The organism is Pseudomonas sp. microsymbiont 2, from assembly GCF_054788395.1.
Genome location: NZ_CM139112.1, coordinates 3981553 through 4005761, shown reverse-complemented (window position 1 = coordinate 4005761; position 24209 = coordinate 3981553). Strand labels below are relative to the sequence as shown.

Genomic DNA, 24209 nt, shown 5'->3' with positions numbered 1-24209 from the left:
TGCATGTGGTGGCGTGGGAGCGGGCTTGCCCCGCGATGGTTTTCAGCGCTTGCCGAGGATCTTGCCCAGCATCTCCGGGCGCGGCGCGCCTTGCTGGCTTTGCAGCTGCCCCTGCTCGTCCTGGTAGAAGATCGCTGGCGTCGCCGCCAGGCCCAGTTCCTCCATCAATGCCAGGTTCGCCTCGAGCTTTTTCTGCACCGCTTCCGGCACCTTGTCCAGCGCCTTGAGCTTGCTCGCCTTGCCGGCCTTCTCGTGCTCCTGCAACGCCTTGGCCGGGTCCTTCGCCGCCAGCAGCGCGGCGGACTTGCCCGGGCTGTCCTCGCGGATGATGCCGACCATGATATGGCGCAGCTGCACCTTGCCTGAATCGACCCAAGGCCGGGCCTGTTGCCAGAACATGTTGCAGTACGGACAGTTGGGGTCGCTGAACAGGTAGACGATACGTGGCGCATCGGCCTTGCCGTCCTGAATCCAGGCGGTCTTTTCCATCTTCGCCCACACCGCCTTGCTCATCGGCGCGTACACCAGCTTTTCCAGCGGCTCGGCACTGAGGTCCTTGCCTTGCTCGTCGAACAGGCTGCCGACCAGCACGTGCTTGCCATCGGCGGTCAGGTACAGGGCGATGCCGTTGTTGTGGTACTCGGCGGCATAGCCGCGCAGGCCGTCGGGGGCATCGAAGCTGCCCTTGATCACGGCGCCCTTGGCCTGCAGCTGCTGGATGGCCTTGGGCAATTCCTCGGCGTGCAGCAGGGGCGCGGCGAGCAGGGAGAAGGTCAGGGGCAGTAGCGCATTCAATCGCATGTCAGTTTCCTTGTGGGGCGGGCGCGTCGGCGCGTTCGAAGGGTTCCAGGGCGTGGCGCAGGCTGGCGCGCGACAGCTCGCCCAGGTGACTGCCGACCAGTCGCCCTTCGGCGTCGTAGAACAGGGTGGTGGGCAGGGCCATGGAGCCGACCTTGCGGGCCAGCTCGCCGGTGCCGTCGAACAGCACATTGGACAGGGTCAGGCCGGTGGTGGCCATGAAGGTGCTGACGTTCTCGGGGGTCTCGCCCTGGTTGACGAACAGGAAGGTCACATGGGGATAGTCGTCCTCGGCCTGTTGCAGCACCGGCATCTCGCGGCGGCACGGTGGGCACCAGGTGGCCCAGATGTTGATCACCAGCGGACGACCACGGTAGTCGTGCAGGGCCACCGCCTGCCCGCGGCTGTCGCGCAGGGCCATCTGCGGCAGCTCCGTGCCTTTGCTGTAGAGGTGACTGGCCATGCTGCCGAGGCCCCAGAACAGGGCGCCGCTGAACAGCGCCCAACCCAGCGGCCGGCGCAGGCCCGGGCGGCGCCAGCCTTGCCAGAGGGTGCCGAGCACGATGCCCAGCAGGCCACCCCAGAGCAGGAAGCCACCGTCACGGATATCGATGATCTGCAGCGGATCGTCACGGTACATCGGCCAGTAGGCCAGGACGAAGCCCAGGCGAGCGAACAGCAGGCCGAGCAGGAACAGGTTGAACAGGGCCGATTCCGGATTTTCGCCGCCGCGCCGGGCCGCCCACCAACCGACCAGGCAGGCGATACCCAGTGCCGCGAGCAGCAGCAGGTGGTTCAGGGCCATGGTCAATGGCCCGAGGGTGACGGTCAGCATCAGCCTTGGCTCCTGGTCTGCGCCCAGTGCTGCAGGAAACCGCCTGCGTCGATTTCGCCGGTGATGCGTCGGGCGCGGCGTTCCTCACCTTCCGGGCCTATCCAGATCAGGCTGGGCGGGCCGGGTACCTGATAGCGCTGCAGCAGCTCGCGGCTGGCCGGGGAGTCGGCCGTCACGTCCAGGCGCAGCAGGTGCACGCCGGCCAGGCTGGCCTGGACGTCGGCGCGGCCGAACACCTGCTTCTCCATGACCTTGCACGACACGCACCAGTCGGCATAGTAGTCCACCAGCACCCATTGGCCACGGGCCTTGGCGGCGTCGAGCTCGCGTTGCAGGTCGGCCGGGGCGCTGACGGTGACGAAGGCGTCATGGGTCGTGGCCGGGGCGCTGGCACCGCCAGCCTTGGCGGCGAAGGGTTGCAGCGGTTGCCACGGGTCGTTGCCGCCGGCGGCGGCACCCACCAGCAACAGGCCGCCCCACAAGGCACCCAGCAGCGGTACCGCGCGCAGGGCGGGCAGGCGCTGCAGGGCCGGCCAGGCGGCCCAGCCCAGGGCGATCAGCCAGGCACCGGCCAGGGCCAGCACCAGGGTTTCGGCCAGCAGGCCGCGCACGGTGTACAGGGCCATGGCCAGGAACACGAAGCCGAACAGCCCCTTGACCAGGTTCATCCAGGCGCCTGGGCGCGGCAGGTAGCGGTTGCCCAGGGTGACCAGCAGCAGCAGCGGCACACCCATGCCCAGCCCGAGGCTGAACAGCACCAGCGCGCCTTGCAGCACGTCGCCACTCTGCGCGATGTACAGCAACGCGCCGGCCAGCGGCGCGGTCATGCACGGCCCCAGCAGCAGCCCCGAGAGCGCGCCCAAGAGCGCCGCGCCATACAGGTTGCCGCCCCGGGTGCCTTGTCCGGCGCGGTCCAGGCGGTCGCGCAGGAAGGCTGGCAACTGCAGCTCGAAAGCGCCAAACATCGGCAGGGCGAGCAGCACGAACAGGCCGGCCAGGCTGCCCAGCAGCCAGGGTTGTTGCAGCCAGGCCTGCAGGCTGGCGCCCAGCAGCGCGGCGATCACCCCCAGCGCGGCGTAGACCAGCGCCATGCTCAGCACGTAGACCCCCGCCAGCCACCAGCCGCGGCGAGCGCTGGCGCCGTTGCCCATGACCAGTCCGGCAAGGATCGGCAGCATTGGCAGCGAGCAGGGGGTGAAGGCGAGCAGCAGGCCCAGGCCGAAGAATGCCAGCAGGCTCCAGCCCAGGCTGGCTTGCTGCAGGTTGCTGGCCAGGGCCTGGTCGCTGGCCTGGTCGGCAGTGGCGGCAGGCGCGGCGTTACCGCCCAGGGCGATCGGCGTGGTTTGCGGGGGGTAGCACAGGCCAGCGTCCGCGCAGCCTTGCCAGCCCAGGCGCAGTTCGCCGCTGGCGCTGGCCGGCAGTAGTAGTTCCAGCTCGGTGCGGTACACGGCACTGTCGCCGAAGAACTCGTCGTGATGGTTTTCAGCCTGGGGCAGGGTGGGGTGCTGCCCGTCGGGCAGCCCGTCGAATTTCAGGCGTTTCTGGTAGAGGTAGTAGCCGTCCTTGATCTGGAAGTGCAGGCGCATCTGGCCGTTTTCCAGACGGTCGTGGGTCAGGACGAAGGCTTCGTTCACCGGCAGGAAGTCTGGTTTTACCGCGAAGGGGTTGGCCTGGAGAGGGCCGGCGAGCAGGAATGTCAGGAAGAGCAGGAAAACACGCATGTCGACGCCTTGGCAGAGCTTTGAAGAGGGCCATGCTGGCCTTGGGTTATTAACTGAAGGTTAAGTTGGTTTTTTCAGGGCGTTCGGCGTTGGCCTTGCAGCGCCTGTGAGATCGAGCGCCGCCCGCGCGGCGCATCGCGACGCAAGGCCGCTCCTACATCTGTTTCGGGCCAATTATTCCTGTGAAAGTACCGCTGCCCGCCTTGGCGCATGTCTCGAGACTGGTGGGGCGGCAGTGGTGCCCACGCTGAAACCGCGTCGTGCCAACAAGGCGCACCAGGTAATGGCACAGGAGAGACTGGCCCGAAACAAATGTAGGAGCGGCCTTGCGTCGCGATGCGCCGCGCGGGCGGCGCTCGATCTCGAGAGCGCCGCAAGGCTGTCGTCAAACCCCTGTTCGCCCCAATGCTATCCCTTCGGCGAATTCTTCCAAACCCGTTCATAATCCCCCCTTAATCACCACCCTGTGCAATGCCTGCTTCCCCACCCAGGAGACCCCCCATGCACGTTCTGCTCTGCGAGGACGACGACCTGATCGCCAGCGGCATCTGCGCCGGCCTCTCGGCCCAGGGCCTGACCGTGGACCGGGTGGCCAGCGCCTCGCAGGCCCGGCAGATGCTGCAGACCGCGCAATTCGACGTGATGATTCTCGACCTCGGCCTGCCCGACGAGGACGGCCTGAAGCTGCTGCGCCGCCTGCGCCAGCAGGGCCTGACCCTGCCAGTGCTGGTGCTGACCGCGCGCGATGCGGTCACCGATCGGGTCGATGGCTTGCAGGCCGGCGCCGACGACTACCTGCTCAAGCCCTTCGACCTTCGCGAGCTGGCCGCGCGCCTGCACACGCTGTTGCGCCGGGTGGCGGGGCGAGCGGTCAATGCGATCGAGCATGGCCCACTGTGCTATGACCCGAGCAGTTGCATGGCGACGCTGGCGGGGCAGCCGGTCGACCTGTCGCGTCGCGAGCAGGCGTTGCTCCAGGCGCTGCTGCAGAATCCCGGGCGGGTGCTGTCCAGCGAGCAGCTCAAGGATTGTGTCTACGGTTTCAGCGACGAGGTCGAAAGCAACGCGTTGAACGTGCATATCCATCACCTGCGGCGCAAGCTCGGCAACAGCATCGTCGAGACCGTGCGCGGGTTGGGTTACCGCCTGGGGCCGGCACAGGCGCCGGAGGAGGCTGCGCCATGAGCCTGCGGGTACGGCTGTCGTTGATCCTCGGCAGCGCCTTCATCGTCATCTGGGTGCTGGCCGCCGCGTGGATGCTGCGCGACCTGCGCCAGCAGATGATGTTCTCCCTCGACCAGCGCCTGGTGGCGTCGGCGCGCATGGTCGCCGGGCTGATCGACCAGTTGCCGCAGCCTTTGACCGCCAAGGGCCAGGACGCGCATTTCTCCGCCGACCAGTTCAGCGTGCCGGACGGCATGGCCTGCCAGGTCAGTTCCCTGCGCGGTGAAATCCTTGCCAGCAACCACAAGCATGATGGCGGCATGGACGACCAGCGCAGCGGCTTTCGTGACCAGACCATCGACGGCGCCTCGTGGCGCACCTTCACCTACAACCATGGCGACGTGCGCATTACCACCGCCGATCGCCACCAGGAGCGCGAGGCGCTCAACCAGTCGATCCTGTTGGCGGCCTCGGCGCCGGTGCTGATGGCCCTGCTGGGCAGCCTGGGGCTGCTGTGGATCGGCCTGGGCAAGGGGCTGGAGCCGCTCAACCGCATGCGTGATGCCTTGCGCCGGCGTCGCGCCGACAGCGTCGAGCCGCTGCAGGTGGCCGGCCTGCCCAGCGAGCTGCAGCCGTTGCTCGCGACCCAGAACCAGCTGTTCCTGCGCATCGCCCAGACCATCGAGCGCGAACGCCGTCTGACCGACGATGCCGCCCATGAACTGCGCAGCCCGCTGACGGCGATCAAGACTCACCTGCAGGTAGCGCGCATGACCGATGGCGCCGTGCGCGAGCAGGCGCTGGAGCATGCCGAGCAGGGCGCCGATCGCATGCACCGCACGCTGGAGCAGCTGTTGATGCTGGCACGGGTCGAGGGCAGTCTGTCGTTCGACGATGGCGTGCAGTGCAGCGCCGAGCAGGTCGCCCTGCAGGCGATCCAGGATGCCGGTGACAACCGGCGTATCCTGCTGCGCCTGCCCGAGGATGCGGCCAAGATCTACCTGGGCATGCCGGCGCCACTGGCGGTGGCGGCCCTGCGCAACCTGCTGGACAACGCCCTGCGCCATGGCGGTGACGACGCCGTGGAGCTGGAAGTGCAGGCTCAGGGCGGTCAGGTGGGCTTCATGGTGCGTGACCATGGCCCGGGCATCGCCGAGCAAGACCTGGCGCACCTGACCGAACGCTTCTGGCGCCACGGCCAGAGTGGCGGCTGCGGCCTGGGGCTGGCGATCGTCCAGGCCATCGTCCAGCGCTGCTCTGGCACCTTGCGCTTCGACAGCCAGGCCGATGGCCTGCGGGTCTGGCTACAGGTGCCGGCGCGCTCGACGAACTGACCAGGCGGCGCGCCGCAACAAATCCCACGCCAAGCGCTAAATCCGCGCCTCGCCAAAGCGTTTTCCAAGCGATAACAACCCGACACACATCCAGTTACAGGAAGCGTGGCGGGCACATTCGCTTGCTTGCGAGGGATTTTCCGATGTCGACCGCTTCCAGCCTTGCCCAGGCGCTGCCGGCTTCCGCGCCGCGTGTCCTGTACGAATTCGCGGACTCACCGCTGCTGCTGCGCCAGCAACAGCAGGAGTCCAACGCCCGCAGTTACCCACGGCGCATTCCCCTGGCGCTCAAGCGTGCCCGTGGCATCTATGTCGAGGACGTCGAGGGCCGCCAGTTCATCGACTGCCTGGCCGGTGCCGGGACCCTCGCCCTGGGGCACAACCATCCGGTGGTGATCGACGCGATCCAGCGCGTGCTGGCCGACGAACTGCCGCTGCACACCCTGGACCTGACCACGCCGGTCAAGGACCAGTTCGTCCAGGACCTGTTCGCCCTGCTGCCCGAGGCCCTGCGCCGAGAGGCGAAGATCCAGTTCTGCGGACCGACCGGCACCGACGCGGTGGAGGCCGCGCTGAAGCTGGTGCGTACCGCCACCGGGCGCAGCACCGTGTTGGCCTTCCAGGGCGGCTACCACGGCATGACCCAGGGGGCGCTGAGCCTGATGGGCAGCCTGGGACCGAAAAAGCCGCTGGGCGCGCTGCTGAGCAATGGCGTGCAGTTCCTGCCGTATCCGTATGACTATCGATGCCCGTTCGGTCTGGGCGGCGAGGCCGGGGTGCGCGCCAATCTGCACCTGCTGGAAAACCTGCTGAACGATCCAGAGGCGGGCGTGGCATTGCCTGCGGCGGTGATCGTCGAGGTGGTGCAGGGCGAGGGCGGGGTGATCCCGGCGGATGTCGAGTGGCTGCGTGGGCTACGCCGGATCACCGAGCAGGCTGGCGTGGCGCTGATCGTCGACGAGATCCAGAGCGGTTTCGCCCGTACCGGGCGGATGTTCGCCTTCGAGCACGCCGGTATCGTGCCGGATGTGGTCACCCTGTCCAAGGCCATCGGCGGCAGCTTGCCGATGGCGGTGACGGTGTACCGCGACTGGCTCGATACCTGGTCACCGGGTGCCCATGCCGGCACCTTCCGTGGCAACCAGATGGCCATGGCCACCGGTTCGGCGGTGATGAAATACCTGGTCGAGCACCGTCTGTGCGAGCACGCCGAGGCCATGGGCCAGCGCCTGCGCGGGCATCTGCAGCGCCTGCAGCAGGCGTATCCGCAGTTGGGCGATGTCCGTGGGCGTGGCTTGATGCTGGGGGTTGAACTGGTGGACCCGACCGGCCAGGCAGACGCTTTGGGGCATCCGCCGGCACACCGCAGCCTTGCGCCGAAGGTGCAGCGCGAATGCCTGCGTCGCGGCCTGATCCTCGAGTTGGGTGGTCGGCATGGCGCGGTGGTGCGCTTCCTGCCACCGCTGATCATCAGTGCCGAGCAGATCGACGAGGTCGCTGCGCGCTTTGCCGAGGCGGTGCAGGCGGCGCTCGCCGGCTGAGGCATCCGGGGCTGCGAGGCAGCCCATTCATTTCGCGAGGCCGCTGTTGCAGGGGAGGCTTTTTTCCTGTGGCAGCGGCCTCGTGTCGCAGCCGCATGGCTAAATTTCCCCTTCCAGCTTACGTCCTAGCAGGGATAGAGGCCGCGGCACGCGGAGACGGATTGAGGCGCAATGACAATTTCTCGACGAGGATTCATCGCCGGCCTGGCAGTGGCAGGCGCCACCGGCACGGCGGCGTATTACGCGCACAAGCAACTGACTCACGATCCTGAAGACGACATCGTCACCCCTGGCGAGGCCAGCGTGGAGCTGGCTGACTACAGTGGTCAGGTCCTGGCGGACAAGCTGCGTGGTGTCTGGGACATCCGCTTCGAGGGCGCCGACGGTGGCCTTGAGGGCTTGCCTGGGCAAGGTATCGAGATGTTCCTCGATATCGCCACCAAAGGCCGTGGCCTGCGTGGTTTCGTCGATACCGGCGAGCGCCTGCGCGGGGCAGGCGAGCCGGCCTATCGGGTGCTCGGCGACCTGGTCGGCGCCAGTACCGGCGAGGTGCGCTGGCGCTTGATGAGTCAGCACGGCGGGGTGGGCTACGAGTGCGTGGCCAGTCTCGACGAGGTATGGGGCGAGTTCGCCAACGCCGGCAGCGGCACCCTCAGCGTGCGCGTGCAGCGCCTGGACCGCCCGTTGACCCTGCCGCTGCAGGACAATCGCTTCGTTGCGGTCAAGCGTCTGTTCCCCGAAGCGCGTGAGCGACTGCCCTACACCCCACAGATGCAGGACTGGGTGATCGGTGCCGAGCACCGTCTGTTCCATCAGCTCTGGCATGCCACCCGCGACCAATGGCACAAACTGCCGGAGAACAAGCACAATGCCCTGCGCGGACTGGGCTGGCAGCCCGGCCCTCGGGATCACGAGCGCGATGCCCGTGGCCCGCGCAAGCACCGCAATGGTTCAGGCATCGACTTTCTGTTCATGCATCGGCACATGCTGATGCATGCACGTACCCTGCAGGACCTGCCTTCGTGGCAGCGCTTCCCGCTGCCGCAACCCAGTGTCGAGTTCGACCGTGTCGGCTTCGCCCGCTATCACGACAACCACGATGGCTACTGTGTGCCGCCGGGTTGGCAAGCGCCGGGCGACGAGGCCTACGGCCAGTGGGTCGGGGCGATCAAGGCCGGCGAGACCTACTGCAGCAACTTCCAGGTATGGGAGTCGCAGTACCAGGACCCGCTGTACCTGTCGAAACTGTCGCTGGGCGCCTTCGGCTCGGAGCTGGAGATGAACCTGCACGACTGGCTGCACATGTGCTGGGCATCGGTGCCACGCGACCCGAGCAATGGCGCGCCGGTGCCGTTCGCCCGTGATTCGGCTGACTTTGCCGGACGTTGGTACGGACGCGAGAACGATTTTCTCGGCGACCCGTTCTCATCCCATGTCAACCCGGTGTTCTGGGGCTTCCATGGCTGGATCGACGATCGCATCGACGACTGGTTCCGCGCCCACGAGCGCTACCACCCCGGCCAGGTGCGGCGCCTGGAGGTCAATGGCGTGCCGTGGTTCGCGGCGGGGCGCTGGGTCGAGGTGGGCGATCCGTGGCTGGGGCCGGATACCCATGGTTGCAGCACCCAGCCGGGGATGCGCCCAGGCAAGTCGGTGGAGATGGATGTGGAGACCATGAAGCTGGCCTTGCGCATCACCTTCGGCGAGGACGACAAGATCGACCCGTTGCTGCGCAAGGTGCCGCAACGGCCCTGGTATGCGCGTCACCTGTCGATGAAGAACATCGTCTGACTGTATCGACACCCGCCTCGTGGCGCTTGTGAGGCCGAGCGCCGCTCGCCGACCTGTGGGAGGTTGGGGAGTTTGAACAAGTCAGTTACTCCCACAGGCTCTCGCTAGGCCATCAGCCGTCCTCGTTGACCGCCGCGCTCAGGACGGCGCCTGCCATCCCCCGCCCAACGCCTTGTACAACGCCACGCTCCCTTGCAATCGCGCCAGGCGCAGTTGCGCCTGCTGATCCTGCGCGGCATAGAGCGTGCGCTGGGTCTCCAGCACGGTCAGCAAGGTCTCGGCCCCGGCCGCATAGCGCTGCTGGGCCAGGTCGAAAGCGATCCGCGCCTGCTCCACCTCCTGGTCCTGCCACTGGCGCTGGCGCTCGACGCCGTCGATGGCGTTCAGCGCCTTCTCCACATCGGCGAAACCGGCCAGGATGCTGGCGCGGTAGCTCTCCAGCAGTTCCTGCTGCTGGGCCGTGGCCAGGTCTCGCGCGGCACTGAGGCGGCCGTTGTTGAAGATCGGTGCGGTGAGCCCTGCGGTCAGGGTGTAGTAGGGGCTGTCGAACAGGTTGGCGAACGTGCGGGCGCCGCTGCCCAGGTCGGCGCCCAGCACCAGGCGCGGCAGCATGGCGGCCCGGGCCACCTGGACATTGGCGCTGGCCGCGGCCAGGCGCGCTTCGGCGGCGGCGATGTCCGGGCGGCGGCCAAGCAGCTCGCTGGGCACGCCGCTGCCGATTCCTGGCCACTGCAGGGCCGCGATGGTTTCGTTGCTGGCGGGCAGTGCCTGCACCGGGTCGCCCAGCAGCGTGGCCAGGGTGACGCGGTTGTCTTGTCGGCGCTGTTCGAGCAGCGGTAGCTGGCGCTCCTGCGCGGCGACCAGGCTGCGTTGCTGGGCCAGCTCCAGGCGGGTAGCGGAGCCTGCGCGCTCGCGTGCCTCTACCAGGCCCAGCACGTCGCGGGCGTTGTCCAGGTTGAGTCGAGCGATGCGCAGTTGTTCTTCCAGGGCCAGACCTTGCAGGTAGCTGTCGGCGACGGCGCTGACCAGGGTCAGCTCCACGGTCTGGCGATCGAAGCGGCTGGCGTCGAGGCTGCGCAGGGCGCTGTCGCGGGTCGCGCGCAGGCCGCCCCAGAAGTCGATTTCGTAGCTGGCGCTCAGGCGCGTGCCGAAGGAGGTGCTGGTGCGCTCGCTGCTGTTGGCGTCGAGTTGGTCGTTACCGTCACCGCGCAGCAGGCGCTGGCGACTGCCGTTCAGGCCCAGTTGCACCTCGGGCAGCAGCGGCGCGCCGGCGATCACCGCGCTGGCCTGGGCCTGGCGAACGCGCGCCGCGGCGGCGGCCAGGTCGTGGCTGTTGCCCCGTGCGCGTTCCACCAGGCGGTCCAGTTCGGCGCTCGAGAAGGCTTGCCACCAGCGGCTGTCAGGCGCAGGCCGCGCCAGGTCGGCAGGTCCCTGCCAGGCGGCTGGCGCATCGATGTTCGCCGGCGGTGGCGGCGGGGTGCTGCAGGCGGCCAGGCAGAGGCTCAGGGTCAACAGGCTGAAACGGCTGGGGATCGTCATGGGTCATTCGCTGGTAAGGGCCTTGACCGGGTCAAGGCGGGCGGCCTTGCGGGCCGGCATGAAACCGAACACCACGCCGGTGATCACGGCGCAGGCAAAGGCGCCGAGGATGGCTGGCAGGGCAAAGGCCACGGCGATGCCGCTCAGCAGCAGGCTGCCGCCGATGCACAGGGCCAGGACGATGCCGGTCACGCCACCGACCATCGACAGCATCACCGCCTCGGTGAGGAACTGGCGCAGGATGTCGCGCTGGCGCGCGCCGGTGGCCATGCGGATGCCGATTTCGCGGGTGCGCTCGCGCACGGTCATGAGCATGATGTTCATCACGCCGATACCGCCCACCAGCAGAGAGATGGCGGCGATCGCCCCGAGCATCAGCGACAGGCTGTTCTGGGTGCGGGCCTCGGCCTGGATCAGGGCGGCGTCGTTGGTCAGTTCGAAGTCGTGCTTGCCCTGGTGGCGCTGGCGCAACAGACGGTCGATGGCCAGCTCGGTCTCGTGTACGCGACTGGAGTCCTGGGCGGCGATGGCGATGTACTCGGGGTCGCGACTGCCGAACAGGCGCACGGCCGCGGCGGAGTAGGGCACGGCGATGCGCTCGTCGGCATCCTGCTGGCCTGAGCTGGCGCCTTTGGCCACCAGCACGCCAACCACCTGGAAGGGCACGTTACCGATCAGCAGGTACTGGCCGAGCGGGTTGCTGCCATCGCCGAACATCTTTTCCTTCACCTTGGCGCCGATCACCGCCACCGCGGTACCGTTGGCTTCGTCGGCTTCGCTGTAGAAGCTGCCTTCGACCACCGGCCAGTTGAATACCTCGGGGAACCAGGTGTTGTTGCCGCCCACGTAGAACTGCTGGCTGTTGTTGCCCTGGCGCACCATCAGCTTGTCGCCGATTACCGGCATGACATGCTTGACCTGGGGCAGTTGGGCGATGGCGTCGACATCGTCGAGGGTGACGATGCCACCCGGTTCCCGCTCGGTGGCCTGCTTGCCATTGAGATAGAGGATATTGGAGCCGAACGCGGCCATCTGTGCCATCACCTGGCGCTTGCTGCCTTCGCCCACGGCCAGCATCACCACCACCGAGGCCACGCCGATGACGATGCCGAGCAAGGTCAGGGCGGTGCGAAAGCGGTTGATCCACATGACTCGCCACGCCGCCTGCAGTGCCTCGAGCAGTTCGCCCTTCCAGGCACCCTTGAGCGTGGCGCCGCGGTCCAGGCGTTGGCGCAGGTCATCGGCCTGCAGCTGCTCGCTGACGGCGGGAGTGGGCTGGTCGGCGGCCGAGTCGCTGACCACCTGGCCATCGCGGACCTCGATGATCCGCTGCGCGCGGGCGGCAACTTCACGATCATGGGTGATCAGGATGATCACGTGGCCCTGACTCGCCAGTTCGTCGAGCAGGGTCATGACCTCGGCGCCGCTGTGGCTGTCGAGCGCACCGGTGGGTTCGTCGGCGAGAATGATGTGCCCGCCGTTCATCAAGGCCCGGGCAATCGATACGCGCTGCTGCTGGCCACCGGACAGCTGGTGCGGGCGGTTGCCGGTACGGCTGGCCAGGCCCAGGCGCTCGAGCAGGGCGAGGGCGCGGGCGTGACGCTCGGCGGGCGGCGTGCCGGCATAGATGGCCGGCATCTCGACGTTTTCCTGGGCCGAACCCGAGGGGATCAGGTGATAACCCTGGAACACGAAGCCGAAGGCTTCGCGGCGCAACCAGGCCAGCTCGTCGCTGTCCAGCTCGGCGACATCCCGGCCGGCGAAGTGGTAGCTGCCGGCGCTGGGGCGGTCGAGGCAGCCGAGGATGTTCATCAGGGTCGACTTGCCGGAGCCGGAGGCGCCGACGATGGCGACGAACTCGCCGGGGTGGATGCTCAGGCTGACGCCGCGCAGCACCTCGACCTGCGGCGAGTCGATGCCGCCATAGACCTTGCGGATATCGCGCAGCTCGATCAGGGGGGCGGTCATGTCAACCTCCGCTGGCGGCGGGTGCGCCGATGACCAGGCGCTCGCCCTCGCTCAAGCCGTCGACGACCTCGATCCGCAGCCGGTCGCTCAGGCCCGTGCGTACCTTGCGTGCCTCGATCCTGCCCTTGCCGTCGACCACCTGGGCCAGGCGCAGGCCGTCATTGGAAGCGTCGCCCAGGGCCGCCAGTGGCACGCTCAGGACCTGGCTGGCGTTGCCCGCGACGAAGAACACCTGGGTGGTCATCTCGGCCATCAGGGCGCCGTCGGGGTTGTCCACGTCCAGCAGCACGGTGTACTGCACTACCTTGCTGCCGGTGGTGCCGGCCGTGGCGCTGGCCGGGCTGCCACCGCCCTGGCTGGTCTGGTCCAGGGGCTTGGGCGGTATCGGCAGGATCTGCCGCACGGTGCTGGTCCAGCGCCGCTTGCCGCCGGACAGGGTGGTGAAATAGGCGCTCATGCCCGGCCTGACCTTGCCGATGTCGGCTTCGGAGACCTGGGCCCAGACGGTCATCGGCGACAGCTTGGCGATACGCAGGATCAGCGGCGTCTGCTGCTGGGCATTGAGGGTCTGGCCTTCGCGGGCGTCCACCGCTACCACGGTGCCGCTCATCGGCGCGTAGATGCGCGTGTAGCCCAGCTCCGCCTCGTCGCTGCGCAGGCTGGCCTGGGCCTGGCGGATCTGCGCCTGATACATGTCGATGCGCGCCTGGGTCACTTTCAACTGGGCTTCGGCGGCCTGCAGGTCTTCCTGGCGGGTGGCGCCGGCAGCGGCCAGGCCACGCTGGCGCTGTTGCTGTTGCTGGGCAAGCAGATACTGGGCGCGCTGCTCGGCGAGCTGGGCCTTGAGGTTTTCGATCGAGTAGCGCCCGGCGTCGAGCTTGGCCTGCTGTGTCGAAGGGTCGATCTCCACCAGCAACTGGCCCTGGCGCACTTCGTCGCCAGACTCCACATGCAGCTTGCGGATCTGTCCGGAGGCCTGCGCGCCGACGTCGACGTAGCGGCGCGGTTGCAGGGTCCCCAGGGCGGTGACGCTGCTCTCGATATCGGCGCGGATCACCGGCACGGTGCTCACGGGGGCGGCGCCGAATGGCATGGTCTGCCAGGCCACCAGGCTACCGAGGCCGAGCAGGCCAAGGGCGCCGAGCAGCACTCGGCGGCGGGTGTTGGGTGTGCGTGTCATGCGGACTTCCAGCCGAAGGTTGTGGCCGAGTGCGGCAGCGGGCTGCGAGCTCGGGGCTCCCAGTTAAACGAACGCGAAGCATGATGATTTAGCGCCGAGCGCAGGGCGTACTTCGTGTTGCTGAGAATAATTATAATTTGTAAGATCGCACGCTGACATCATCCAGATCCGCAACTGATGCATGCCTGACGGCATGCAGAAAGGCGCCAGGTGCCATCGTGGAACATTATTATCGCGAATTGGTGAGCTTCCTCAGCGCCCGCCTTGGCAACCGCCAGGCTGCCGAAGACGTCGCCCATGATGCCTACCTGCGGGTGCTGGAGCGCTGCGACCTCGGGCAGATCGAGCATCCGCGCGCCTTTCTGTATCGCACCGCGTTGAACCTGGTGATCGATCGCCACCGACGTCACCAGGTGCGTCAGACCGAGCCCCTGGAAGTGCTCGACCACGACGAGCGCTGGCACGGCCCGGCGCCCATGCACCACATGCAACTGGACCAGCGCCTGGCCCTGATGCAACAGGCCCTGAACGAACTGAGCGCGCCCTGTCGCGACAGCTTCCTGCTGCGCAAGCTCGACGGGCTGTCGCACCTGCAGATCGCCGAGCGCCTGGGGATCTCCCGCAGCCTGGTGGAGAAGCACATCGTCAACGCCATGAAGCACTGTCGTGTGCGCATGCGTCAGTGGGAGTCCTGAGCGGGCGGCGCAGCACGTGAAAATTCCGTGAAGGCGCGACTTGATTTCTCGATGTTTCACGACAACTATCAAAGAAGACCCCGCCCGGGCATTCCGTCCGGCGGTGCCTTCACTGGCGCAGTACGGTCAAGGAGCCACCCTTATCACCCTGCTGCCCAGGTCCGGACGATGCCCAACAAATCCATGCGCATCCTCATCGCCGACGAGCACCTCGACCAGCGCTTGCAGCTGGAGAGGATGCTCAACAGCCTGGGCTATTATCGAATCGCCCCGGTCGAGAGCTTCGACGACCTGCAGCGCCTGGTACACAGTGCCTTGCAACCCTTCGACCTGCTGGTGGGCAACATCGAAATGGCCAGCCACGCCGGTGTCGACCTGGCGCGCTTCTGTCGGGTCAGCCCGCAGATCCAGCACGCCTTGCTGTATCACTCGCCGCACCTGAAAGTGCCGACGGTGCCGCCCGGCGAGCGCCATGCCGTGAGCATCAGCCTGCCGCATGCGCCCGACAGCGAGGCGCTCGAATCATTCATGGCGATCATCGACATGCCGGTGCTGGTCGGGCAACTGCCATTGCCACCTGGCCTGGCCGGCAGCGCGAGCCCTGCCTGGCGGCGCAGTGGGCTCGCCCAGACCGTGTTCTGCCGCAACGCCTGACCCCTGTCGGGCGCAGGCTTTTGCTATCCTCTTGGCCTTTTGCCGAGTTGCGGAACCTGTCATGACTGCCATCGATATCGCCAGCCCACCCCGGTTCAGCCGTGGCGACCACCGGACCCTGGGCCTGGCGGCGCTGGGCGGCGCCCTGGAAATCTACGACTTCATCATTTTCGTGTTCTTCGCGCTGACCCTCAGCCAGTTGTTCTTCCCGCCCGAGATGCCGGAGTGGCTGCGTCTGCTGCAGAGTTTCGGGATCTTCGTCACGGGATACCTGGCCCGGCCGCTGGGCGGCATCCTGATGGCGCATTTCGCCGATCATCTGGGGCGCAAGCGGGTGTTCAGCCTGAGCATCCTGATGATGGCCCTGCCATGCCTGCTGATCGGCGTGATGCCGACGTACGCCGACATTGGCTATGCCGCACCGTTGATCCTGTTGGCCCTGCGCATCCTGCAGGGGGCGGCGGTGGGTGGCGAAGTGCCCAGTGCCTGGACCTTCGTCGCCGAGCATGCGCCGCCTGGGCGGCGGGGCTATGCGCTAGGATTCCTGCAGGCGGGGCTGACTTTCGGCTATCTGCTTGGCGCCTTGACCGCCACCTTGCTGGCGCAGGTCTACACCCCTCAGGAAATTCTCGATCATGCCTGGCGCTATCCCTTCCTGCTGGGCGGAGTGTTCGGTGTGATCGGTGTCTGGCTGCGCCGTTGGCTCAGTGAAACTCCGGTGTTCCTGGCCCTGCGCGAGCGCCAGGAGCGTCCGGTGAAGTTTCCGTTGCGCAGTGTGCTGGGCGAGCATCGCCAGGCGTTGCTACCGGCTGCGTTGCTGACCTGCGTGCTGACCTCCGCCGTGGTGGTGCTGGTGGTGATCACGCCGACCGTGATGCAGCAGCGTTTCGGCATGACGGCAGGGCATACCTTCGCCCTGAGCAGCGTGGGCATCGTCTTTCTCAACATCGGCTGTGTGCTGGCCGGGCTGCTGGTGGATCGCATCGGCGCCTGGCGTGCGCTGATGCTCTACAGCCTGCTGCTGCCGCTGGGCATCGGTGCGCTCTACGCCAGCCTGGTAGGGCAGTGGGGCGCGACCTGGGCGGCCTATGCGCTGGCGGGGCTGTCCTGTGGCGTGGTGGGGGTGGTGCCATCGGTGATGGTTGGGCTGTTCCCGGCGCAGATCCGCGTGTCGGGTATCTCGTTCACCTACAACGTGGCCTACGCCCTGTGGGCCAGCACCACGCCGCTGGTGCTGATCGCGCTGATGCCCTGGAGTCCGTGGGTATGTGTCGGCTTTTGTCTGATCATGGGGGCCGTGGGGCTGCTGACGGCCTTTTACTTTGGGCGCCGTGAGCCCTTGGCGTTTGCCGCGGAGCCGATGCCGATCATGTGTGGTGACAAATGAGGTGGTAGCGGCTGGCGGGTGGTGAGGCAGACTTTCGGGTGGCGGCTATTGGAATAACCTATTAGCCAAATTTAACCTTAAAGGTTAATTTCTCATGGAAAAGAGAACGCCACACTGCCCTTTTGGAGCGGGTACATGTTCTGTTGCGTCAGGGGAAGGCAAGATCGACGCGAGCCGCAACTCAAGGCGCTCATGCGCTTGGCCTGCAACCTCGGCAGATTTTTGATGTTGTTCGCGCGCTTTCGCCCTCTGATTTTTATAAAAGCATGACCACCTATCATGATCACAGGCTTTGGCAGGATGTTTATCACGTTCATGCTCAGCCCGGCTGGATCTACGTGAAACTGACGGTGGTGGACGACGTACTGGTCGTGTCCTTCAAGGAGCTCTGAAATGAAATGTCCAATGTGTGGAGGCGCAGAGCTGGTTGCCCAGGCTCAGGACATGCCCTATCGCTATAAAGGCCAGGATACGATGATCCCCGATGTGTTCGGGGACTACTGCCCGGTCTGTGGCGAAGCGGTGCTGACCATTGCAGAGTCGGAGCGCATAAGCGATCTGATGCGGGCTTTCGACCGGCAAATCAATGCCGCCGCCGTCGATCCAGCCTTTATTGTCGCCGTACGCCGTAAGTTTGACCTCGACCAGCGTGAGGCAGGTGAAATCTTCGGCGGTGGCGTTAACGCCTTCTCCCGCTACGAAAACGGCAAGACCCAGCCACCGGTTGCGCTGATCAAGCTGTTCAAGCTGCTCGATCGTCACCCAGAGCTGTTCGAAGAAGTGCGCAGCGCCTGACACGAAAAAGCCCCCGGGTCGTGTGACCAGGGGGCTTGTTGTTGCCGCGAGGGCAGGGCTTACATGTTCGGGTAGTTCGGCCCGCCAGCGCCCTCAGGGGTGACCCAGGTGATGTTCTGGGCCGGATCCTTGATGTCGCAGGTCTTGCAGTGCACGCAGTTCTGCGCGTTGATCTGGAAGCGCTTGTTGCCGTCTTCCTGGGTGACCACTTCGTACACACCGGCCGGGCAGTAGCGCTGGGCTGGCTCGTCGTACAGCGGCAGGTTGCTGGCGATCGGGATGTTCGGGTCGGTCAGCTTCAGGTGGCAGGGTTGTTCCTCTTCATGGTTGGTGCTGGAGAGGAATACCGAGCTGAGCTTGTCGAAGCTGAGCTTGCCGTCTGGTTTCGGGTAGTCGATCTTCTGCGAGTCGGCGGCCAGCTTGAGGCAGGCGTAGTCCGGCTTGGTGTCGTGCAGGGTGAACGGCAGCTTGCCGCCGAACCAGTTCTGGTCGACATAGTTGAACGCGCCACCGAGCAGCGGGCCGAACTTGTGCAGGGCCGGGCCAAAGTTGCGGCTGGCGAACAGTTCCTCGTACAGCCAGCTGGCCTTGAAGGCGCTGACGTAGCCGTTCAACTGGTCACCGCCCTCACTGCCGGCGATCAGTGCATCGGCCACCGCATCGGCGGCGAGCATGCCCGATTTCATCGCGGTGTGGCTGCCCTTGATCTTGGAGAAGTTCAGGGTGCCCAGGTCGCAGCCGATCAGCGCGCCGCCATTGAAGACCATCTTCGGCAGCGAGTTCAGGCCGCCTTTGCAGATGGCGCGGGCGCCGTAGCTGATGCGTTTGCCGCCTTCGAGGTACTGGCTCATCACCGGGTGGTGCTTGAGGCGCTGGAACTCGTCGAACGGCGACAGGTACGGGTTGGAGTAGGACAGGTCGACGATCAGGCCGACCACTACCTGGTTGTTTTCCAGGTGATAGAGGAAGGAGCCGCCGGTGTTCTCGGCGCTCATCACGTCCAGCGGCCAGCCGGCGGTGTGCACCACCAGGCCCTGCTCGTGCTTGGCCGGGTCGATTTCCCATATTTCCTTGAGACCGATGCCGTAGTGCTGGACGTCGGATTCGTTGTCCAAGTCGAAGCGCTTGATCAGCTGCTTGCCGATGTGGCCACGGCAGCCTTCGGCGAACAGGGTGTACTTGGCGCGCAGCTCCATGCCCGGGGTGTAAAGGCCGTCCTTCGGATGGCCTTCGCGGTCGACGCCCAGATCGCCGGTGACGATGCCACGGACCACGCCGTTTTCATCGAACAGTGCCTCTTGCGCGGCGAAGCCTGGGTAGATCTCCACGCCCAGGTTCTCGGCCTGCTGGGCCAGCCAGCGGCACAGGTTGCCCAGGGAGATGATGTAGTTGCCGTGGTTGTGCATGGTCTTGGGCACGAACAGGTCGGGGACCTTGGTCGAGCTGTCGGCACTTTTCAGGACATAGATGTCGTCGCGTTTGACCTCGGTGTTCAGCGGCGCGCCGAGCTCTTTCCAATCGGGGAACAGTTCGTTCAGGGCGCGGGGTTCGAACACCGCGCCGGAGAGGATGTGGGCGCCGACTTCGGAGCCTTTCTCGACCACGCAGACGCTGATCTCGCTACCGGCTTCGGCGGCCTTCTGCTTCAGGCGGCAGGCGGCGGACAGGCCCGCCGGGCCGGCGCCGACGATGACCACGTCGAATTCCATGTATTCGCGTTCCACTGGTTCTCTCCTACTCAAGGCTCATCGCTGTTGCTTGTCTTTTATGGGTGCTTCACGGTCATGCACGGCGCGCGGTGGCTGTAGCTGCGTGGATGACGGACTACACCGTCTTGTCTTGGCCGCGCATTATATCTACACCACTTGGCGGGTCCAATACAAACGTTTGTTTGAATTTGCCGGAGGCCCGTAGAATCACAGGTAGGCGGCTGGAGGCTGGCCAATTTGCCGTATTGACCGGATTGGGTGTTACGGTCAAGATACGAGCGCTTTCGCGTTCGCCGTAGGCTGACCGTCGGGCGCAGGTGCACCCCTAAAGACCAGGCGTGGAGCAGGGTTTACGGGCCGAATCAGGTTTTGTAGTGGAGTCTACACGCCACGACAGAAAATGACCCGTGGGTTTTACCCGCGGTAGTCGAAACAGGACTGTTCGGTCAATTGAAGTTCGCCCGCTCCAGAACGTTTTTAGAGGTGCCCTTGTACCCACGCGCATTCGCCGGGCAGTCCCCAGGCGATCTTCTTTTCACCGGAGAGTAACGAGGAATCCATGAAGGTTCTTGTAGCTGTCAAACGAGTGGTCGACTACAACGTCAAGGTTCGCGTCAAGGCGGACAACTCCGGCGTCGACCTTGCAAACGTCAAGATGTCCATGAACCCCTTCTGCGAAATCGCCGTGGAAGAAGCCGTCCGCCTGAAAGAGAAGGGCGTGGCGAGCGAAATCGTCGTCGTCTCGATCGGCCCGACCGCTGCCCAGGAACAACTGCGCACCGCCCTGGCCCTGGGCGCCGACCGCGCCATCCTGGTGGAAGCCGCTGACGAGCTGAACTCCCTGGCCGTGGCCAAGGCGCTGAAGGCTGTTGTCGACAAGGAGCAGCCACAGCTGGTCATCCTCGGCAAGCAAGCCATCGACAGCGACAACAACCAGACCGGCCAGATGCTGGCCGCGCTGACCGGCTACGCCCAGGGCACCTTCGCCTCCAAGGTCGAGGTCGCCGGCGACAAGGTCAACGTCACCCGTGAAATCGATGGCGGCCTGCAGACCGTCGCGCTGCACCTGCCTGCCATCGTCACCACCGACCTGCGCCTGAACGAGCCACGCTACGCGTCGCTGCCGAACATCATGAAGGCCAAGAAGAAGCCGCTGGAGACCGTCACTCCGGACGCGCTGGGCGTATCTCTCGCCTCCACCAACAAGACCCTCAAGGTCGAAGCGCCTGCCGCCCGCAGCGCGGGTATCAAGGTCAAGTCGGTGGCCGAACTGGTCGAGAAGCTGAAGAACGAAGCGAAGGTAATCTAAATGACTATCCTGGTTGTCGCTGAACACGAGAACGGTGCCGTAGCCCCGGCCACCCTGAACACTGTCGCTGCCGCCGCCAAAATCGGTGGTGATATCCACGTGCTGGTCGCAGGCCAGAACGTCGGTGGCGTCGCCGAGTCCGCCGCCAAGATCGCTGGCGTGGCCAAGGTGCTGGTCGCCGATAACGCCGCCTACGCCCACGCCCTGCCGGAGAACGTCGCGCCGCTGGTGGTCGAGCTGGCCAAGGGTTACAGCCACGTGCTGGCCCCGGCCACCACCAATGGCAAGAACATCTTGCCGCGCGTCGCCGCGCTGCTGGACGTCGACCAGATCTCCGAGATCATCGCGGTCGAATCCGCCGACACCTTCAAGCGTCCGATCTACGCCGGCAACGCCATTGCCACCGTGCAATCGAGCGCCGCGGTCAAGGTCATCACCGTGCGTACCACCGGTTTCGACGCCGTGGCCGCCGAAGGTGGCTCGGCCGCCGTCGAGGCCGTCGCGGCTGCCCACGATGCCGGCAAGTCGGCCTTCGTCAATGAAGAGCTGGCCAAGTCGGACCGCCCTGAGCTGACCGCCGCCAAGATCGTCGTCTCCGGCGGCCGTGGCATGGGTAACGGTGACAACTTCAAGCACCTGTACGCCCTGGCCGACAAGCTCGGCGCCGCCGTCGGTGCCTCGCGCGCCGCCGTCGACGCAGGCTTCGTGCCGAACGACATGCAGGTCGGCCAGACCGGCAAGATCGTCGCGCCGCAGCTGTACATCGCCGTCGGTATCTCCGGCGCGATCCAGCACCTGGCCGGCATGAAAGACTCCAAGGTGATCGTCGCGATCAACAAGGACGAAGAAGCGCCGATCTTCCAGGTGGCCGATTACGGCCTGGTCGCCGACTTGTTCGAAGCGGTTCCGGAGCTGGAAAAGCTGGTCTGATCCGCCTGCTTCACTTATAAAGAACCCGGCCCGCCTTTGGCGGTCCGGGTTTTTTCATGAGTTTTTTCAGGGGTGGGGGAAGGGTGGCATGGTGTGTCGCAAAGGGATGAGGGGGCTGGCCTGGATGCTGGCATTGCTGTCGACGCAGGCGCTGGCGGCAGGCAAGTGCGAGCGCTTGGTGGCTACTGGCAGCCCGGATGCGCCGCCGTATTCCTGGCAGGATCCGCAGGACCCGAAACACCTGATAGGCGCCAATGTCGACTTGCTGCGCCAGGTGGCTGGCGAGTTGGGGTTGAGGGTCGAAGTACTGCATGCCGGCAAGCGCGAGCAGGCGCTGGAGGAGGTGCGTAGCGGGCGCATGGACCTATTGCTGGATACGCCGATGCAGGTGGATCAGCTCACCCGCCTGGACTACATCCACCCCGCCCTGCAGTTGAATGAATATCTGGTCTGGACCCGCCATGACGCCACCTTGGTGTTCGATGGTCCGGCCGATCTTGCCCGCTACCGTGGCGCATTATCGGAGAAGGCGCGCCTGACCCCGGCCTTCGACGCCTTCGCCAAGGCCCAGCTCAAGCCTGAGCCGGCGCAGAACCTGACGCAGGCCTTCCAGAAGCTGGTGCTCGGCCAGGTCGACTATGTGCTGGCCGGGCGCTACTCGGGCATGGCCATGGCCCAGAGCCTGGGCGTGGGCAGCGACCTCATCGCCCGGGGCTTGCCGGTGGACCGTCCGGGGCTGTACCTGGCGGTCTCGCACAACTCGGCCTGCAACGACAGCTGGTTGCGCGGACAACTGGCAAAAAAACTGACAGAATTGCCGATCTCCGGGGCGAGCGAAGCTGTGCTGCAGCGCAATGTCGAGCGTTGGAAGGCGCAGATGCAGGCGTCGCAGGGTGCCCCCAAACAGTAGGAAGCGTGAGTGAGAATTCAACCCTTGATGCTCGCCCTGGCCGTGCTTGGCCTGGCCGGCTGTGCCAACGACCCGGCACCTAATGAACAGCTGCGTCTTTCCGAGCAGGCGCTGGAGCAGGCCAAGGCGGTCGGCGCCAGTGACCAGGTGCCGGAGTTCAAGCTGGCCGAAGAAAAGCTGGCGCGGGCCAAGAGCAACATGCTCAGCGAGAGCTACCGCGACGCGCGCATGCGCGCCGAGCAAGCCGAACTGGATGCGCGCCTGGCCGAGGCGCGGGTATTGAACCAGAAAAGCGAGGAACAGCTGCAGGTGATGCAGTCGCGGGTCAAGCGTCTGCGTAAGCAGTTGGAGGTGCAGCCATGAGCCGTCTCAAGCCAATGGCCGTTCTGGCGTTGTTGGCGCTGGCCGGGCTGCAGGGCTGCGCCAGCCAGCGCAGCGAGTCGGCGTTGGATGAGGCCAGCGCTGCGTTCCAGAAGGTCAAGGACGACGCCGATGTGCTGCGCAGCGCGCCGCGCGACGTCATTCGTGCCGGTGAGTCGCTGGGGCGGGCCGAGCGGCTCTCGGGCTATGTCGGCACGGGCAGTGATGTGCGTCATTACGCCTACCTCAGCGAGCGCTACAGCGAGATCGCCAGTGAGCACGCCAAGCTGGCATTGAACCAGGAGCGCCTGACCAAGCTTGACCTGGAGCGTCAGCGCCTGCAGTTGGCCTTGCGCGAGGCCAAGCTGGCCAGCGTGCAGCAGCAGGGCAAGTTCGTCGAGGCGCAGATCGTGGCGCTGGCGTCGGAGCAGGCAGACCGTGGGTTGGTGATGACCCTGGGCGATGTGCTGTTCGACACTGGCCAGGCGGATCTGAAAAACTCGGCCAGTCGTACGGTGCTCAAGCTGGTGCAGTTCCTTCAGCTCAATCCGCGTCGGGTGGTGCGGATCGAGGGTTACACCGACAGTACCGGCGCGCCGGATGACAACTTGAAGTTGTCGCGCGATCGGGCGCAGGCCGTGGCGGATATGCTGGTCGATCTGGGGGTGAACGAGAAACGTATTCAGGTTGAGGGGTACGGTGATCAGTATCCGGTGGAAGCCAATGCCTCGGAGCGGGGTAGGGCGCAGAACCGCCGGGTCGAGATTGTCTTTTCCGATGACAAGGGCAAACTTGCGCCGGCGCGCTGAGCCCTGTTCCTTCATTCGCGGGTAAACCCGCTCCCACAGGCGTTGCATGCAATCTGTGGGAGCGGGTTTGCCCGCGAAAGTGTTTGTGTGGTCAATAAAAATAGTTCTGAAAGTTTTCTGGCCTAAGGCTGCAGTTTTGTTTTTTGTTTTTTGTTTTTTGTTTTTTGTTTTGCTCTTGCTTCTAAGTGCGCGATAGTTCAGGCGCCGCCAATTGCGACTTCAGGAGGCCGAGCGGAGTTCTTGCGGAGGGAGGTGACGGGCATGGATGCCCGTCAAGCGCTGCGCCCCAGGATGGGGCGTTCAGCGCGGTCCTCCCGGGAGCAAGAACGGAGCGAGGGAACCCCGGAGCGAAGCGTAGGGGCCGGATGATGGAGCGCAGCGTTTTTTGGTTACTTTTTGTCGCGTTTGACAAAAAGTGACCCGCCGTAAGGGCGGAAAGGTGACTATGCGTCGGCATCGCAAATGAATGCGAATATAACTTCCAAAACAAACTATTTAGAAGTCAAAGTCAAAGTCAAAGGCGATCGGCATCGGTTTTTATAGTTGTAAGCGCATTCATTTGCGATGTTGACGCATAGTCACCTTTCCGCCCTTACGGCGGGTCACTTTTTGTCAAACGCGACAAAAAGTAACCAAAAAACGCTGCGCTCCATTCATCCGGCCCTCCGCTTCGCTCCGGGTTCCCTCTCTCCGGCCTTGCTCCCGGGAGGACCGCGCTGCAGGGCCCATCCTGGGCCCCAGCGCTTGACGGGCATCCATGCCCGTCACCTCCCTCCGCAA

General features: G+C 65.5%; 21 protein-coding genes. 14 read left to right on the top strand and 7 right to left on the bottom strand.

All coding sequences use genetic code 11. The annotated features are described in order from the left end of the window. Positions 1-42 precede the first annotated feature (42 nt). Genes dsbG through dsbD form a run of 3 tightly spaced genes read right to left on the bottom strand, consistent with a single transcriptional unit; the run spans position 43 to position 3354 of the window. The gene (dsbG, locus tag ACYUME_RS17975; RefSeq protein ID WP_460416119.1) at positions 43-801 is read right to left on the bottom strand and encodes a thiol:disulfide interchange protein DsbG; all 759 of its coding nucleotides are present in this window, start codon (positions 799-801) and stop codon (positions 43-45) included. Position 802: 1 nt separating this feature from the next. Further along, positions 803-1633: a TlpA family protein disulfide reductase gene (locus tag ACYUME_RS17970; RefSeq protein WP_460416117.1), complete on the bottom strand. Its 831-nt coding sequence runs from the start codon at positions 1631-1633 to the stop codon at positions 803-805. Next, positions 1633-3354: a protein-disulfide reductase DsbD gene (gene dsbD, locus ACYUME_RS17965; protein ID WP_460416115.1), complete on the bottom strand. Its 1722-nt coding sequence runs from the start codon at positions 3352-3354 to the stop codon at positions 1633-1635. The genes ACYUME_RS17970 and dsbD overlap by 1 nt, the downstream gene beginning before the upstream one ends. Positions 3355-3855: 501 nt before the next feature. Here dsbD and ACYUME_RS17960 point away from each other — a divergent pair. The 4 genes from ACYUME_RS17960 (at position 3856) to pvdP (ending at position 9184) form a co-directional block, all read left to right on the top strand. Continuing rightward, positions 3856-4539, top strand: coding sequence for a response regulator (locus ACYUME_RS17960; protein WP_460416114.1), 684 nt, complete (start codon positions 3856-3858; stop codon positions 4537-4539). Next, a complete protein-coding gene (locus tag ACYUME_RS17955; RefSeq protein WP_279883957.1) occupies positions 4536-5852 on the top strand; it encodes an ATP-binding protein in 1317 nt (438 codons plus the stop codon). The genes ACYUME_RS17960 and ACYUME_RS17955 overlap by 4 nt, the downstream gene beginning before the upstream one ends. Before the next feature lie 143 nt (positions 5853-5995). Beyond that, positions 5996-7393: a diaminobutyrate--2-oxoglutarate transaminase gene (locus ACYUME_RS17950; RefSeq protein WP_460416112.1), complete on the top strand. Its 1398-nt coding sequence runs from the start codon at positions 5996-5998 to the stop codon at positions 7391-7393. A 171-nt stretch (positions 7394-7564) separates the two neighbouring features. Next, a complete protein-coding gene (pvdP, locus tag ACYUME_RS17945; protein WP_460416110.1) occupies positions 7565-9184 on the top strand; it encodes a pyoverdine maturation tyrosinase PvdP in 1620 nt (539 codons plus the stop codon). Between the two features lie 138 nt (positions 9185-9322). On the opposite strand, the gene ACYUME_RS17940 is transcribed toward pvdP, so the two are convergent. Genes ACYUME_RS17940 through ACYUME_RS17930 form a run of 3 tightly spaced genes read right to left on the bottom strand, consistent with a single transcriptional unit; the run spans position 9323 to position 13871 of the window. Further along, the gene (locus ACYUME_RS17940) at positions 9323-10723 is read right to left on the bottom strand and encodes an efflux transporter outer membrane subunit (RefSeq protein WP_460416108.1); all 1401 of its coding nucleotides are present in this window, start codon (positions 10721-10723) and stop codon (positions 9323-9325) included. 3 nt (positions 10724-10726) lie between these two features. Next, positions 10727-12691, bottom strand: a complete 1965-nt coding sequence (locus ACYUME_RS17935) for a MacB family efflux pump subunit (protein WP_279883949.1) — start codon at positions 12689-12691, stop codon at positions 10727-10729. A gap of 1 nt (position 12692) precedes the next feature. Further along, positions 12693-13871, bottom strand: a complete 1179-nt coding sequence (locus ACYUME_RS17930) for an efflux RND transporter periplasmic adaptor subunit (RefSeq protein WP_460416107.1) — start codon at positions 13869-13871, stop codon at positions 12693-12695. Between the two features lie 218 nt (positions 13872-14089). Here ACYUME_RS17930 and ACYUME_RS17925 point away from each other — a divergent pair, with 218 nt between their 5' ends. The 5 genes from ACYUME_RS17925 to ACYUME_RS17905 all read left to right on the top strand — a co-directional run bounded on the left by ACYUME_RS17925 (position 14090) and on the right by ACYUME_RS17905 (position 17402). Further along, a complete protein-coding gene (locus ACYUME_RS17925; protein ID WP_460416105.1) occupies positions 14090-14566 on the top strand; it encodes a sigma-70 family RNA polymerase sigma factor in 477 nt (158 codons plus the stop codon). 168 nt (positions 14567-14734) lie between these two features. Continuing rightward, complete coding sequence (locus tag ACYUME_RS17920) at positions 14735-15220, top strand: histidine kinase (RefSeq protein WP_460416103.1); 486 nt, start codon at positions 14735-14737, stop codon at positions 15218-15220. A 61-nt stretch (positions 15221-15281) separates the two neighbouring features. Next, positions 15282-16607, top strand: a complete 1326-nt coding sequence (locus ACYUME_RS17915; RefSeq protein WP_460416102.1) for an MFS transporter — start codon at positions 15282-15284, stop codon at positions 16605-16607. A 143-nt stretch (positions 16608-16750) separates the two neighbouring features. Continuing rightward, positions 16751-16999 carry a type II toxin-antitoxin system MqsR family toxin gene (locus ACYUME_RS17910; RefSeq protein ID WP_460416101.1) on the top strand — a complete coding sequence of 83 codons (249 nt, stop codon included), beginning with the start codon at positions 16751-16753 and terminating at the stop codon, positions 16997-16999. 1 nt (position 17000) lies between these two features. Beyond that, a complete protein-coding gene (locus ACYUME_RS17905; RefSeq protein ID WP_279883938.1) occupies positions 17001-17402 on the top strand; it encodes a type II toxin-antitoxin system MqsA family antitoxin in 402 nt (133 codons plus the stop codon). Positions 17403-17461: 59 nt separating this feature from the next. Here the strand turns inward: ACYUME_RS17905 and ACYUME_RS17900 are convergent, their stop codons facing one another. Continuing rightward, positions 17462-19126: an electron transfer flavoprotein-ubiquinone oxidoreductase gene (locus ACYUME_RS17900; protein ID WP_279883936.1), complete on the bottom strand. Its 1665-nt coding sequence runs from the start codon at positions 19124-19126 to the stop codon at positions 17462-17464. Between the two features lie 544 nt (positions 19127-19670). On the opposite strand from ACYUME_RS17900, the gene ACYUME_RS17895 reads away from it, so the two are divergent. The 5 genes from ACYUME_RS17895 to ACYUME_RS17875 all read left to right on the top strand — a co-directional run bounded on the left by ACYUME_RS17895 (position 19671) and on the right by ACYUME_RS17875 (position 23429). Beyond that, a complete protein-coding gene (locus tag ACYUME_RS17895) occupies positions 19671-20420 on the top strand; it encodes an electron transfer flavoprotein subunit beta/FixA family protein (RefSeq protein WP_279883934.1) in 750 nt (249 codons plus the stop codon). Next, positions 20421-21350 carry an electron transfer flavoprotein subunit alpha/FixB family protein gene (locus ACYUME_RS17890; RefSeq protein ID WP_279883932.1) on the top strand — a complete coding sequence of 310 codons (930 nt, stop codon included), beginning with the start codon at positions 20421-20423 and terminating at the stop codon, positions 21348-21350. It abuts the gene before it with no gap. Positions 21351-21438: 88 nt separating this feature from the next. Next, complete coding sequence (locus tag ACYUME_RS17885; RefSeq protein ID WP_279883930.1) at positions 21439-22260, top strand: substrate-binding periplasmic protein; 822 nt, start codon at positions 21439-21441, stop codon at positions 22258-22260. A gap of 9 nt (positions 22261-22269) precedes the next feature. Further along, complete coding sequence (locus tag ACYUME_RS17880; RefSeq protein WP_279883928.1) at positions 22270-22623, top strand: DUF4398 domain-containing protein; 354 nt, start codon at positions 22270-22272, stop codon at positions 22621-22623. Next, positions 22620-23429, top strand: coding sequence for an OmpA family protein (locus ACYUME_RS17875; protein ID WP_460416099.1), 810 nt, complete (start codon positions 22620-22622; stop codon positions 23427-23429). Before ACYUME_RS17880 ends, ACYUME_RS17875 begins: the two co-directional genes overlap by 4 nt. The last annotated feature ends 780 nt before the right edge of the window (positions 23430-24209 follow it).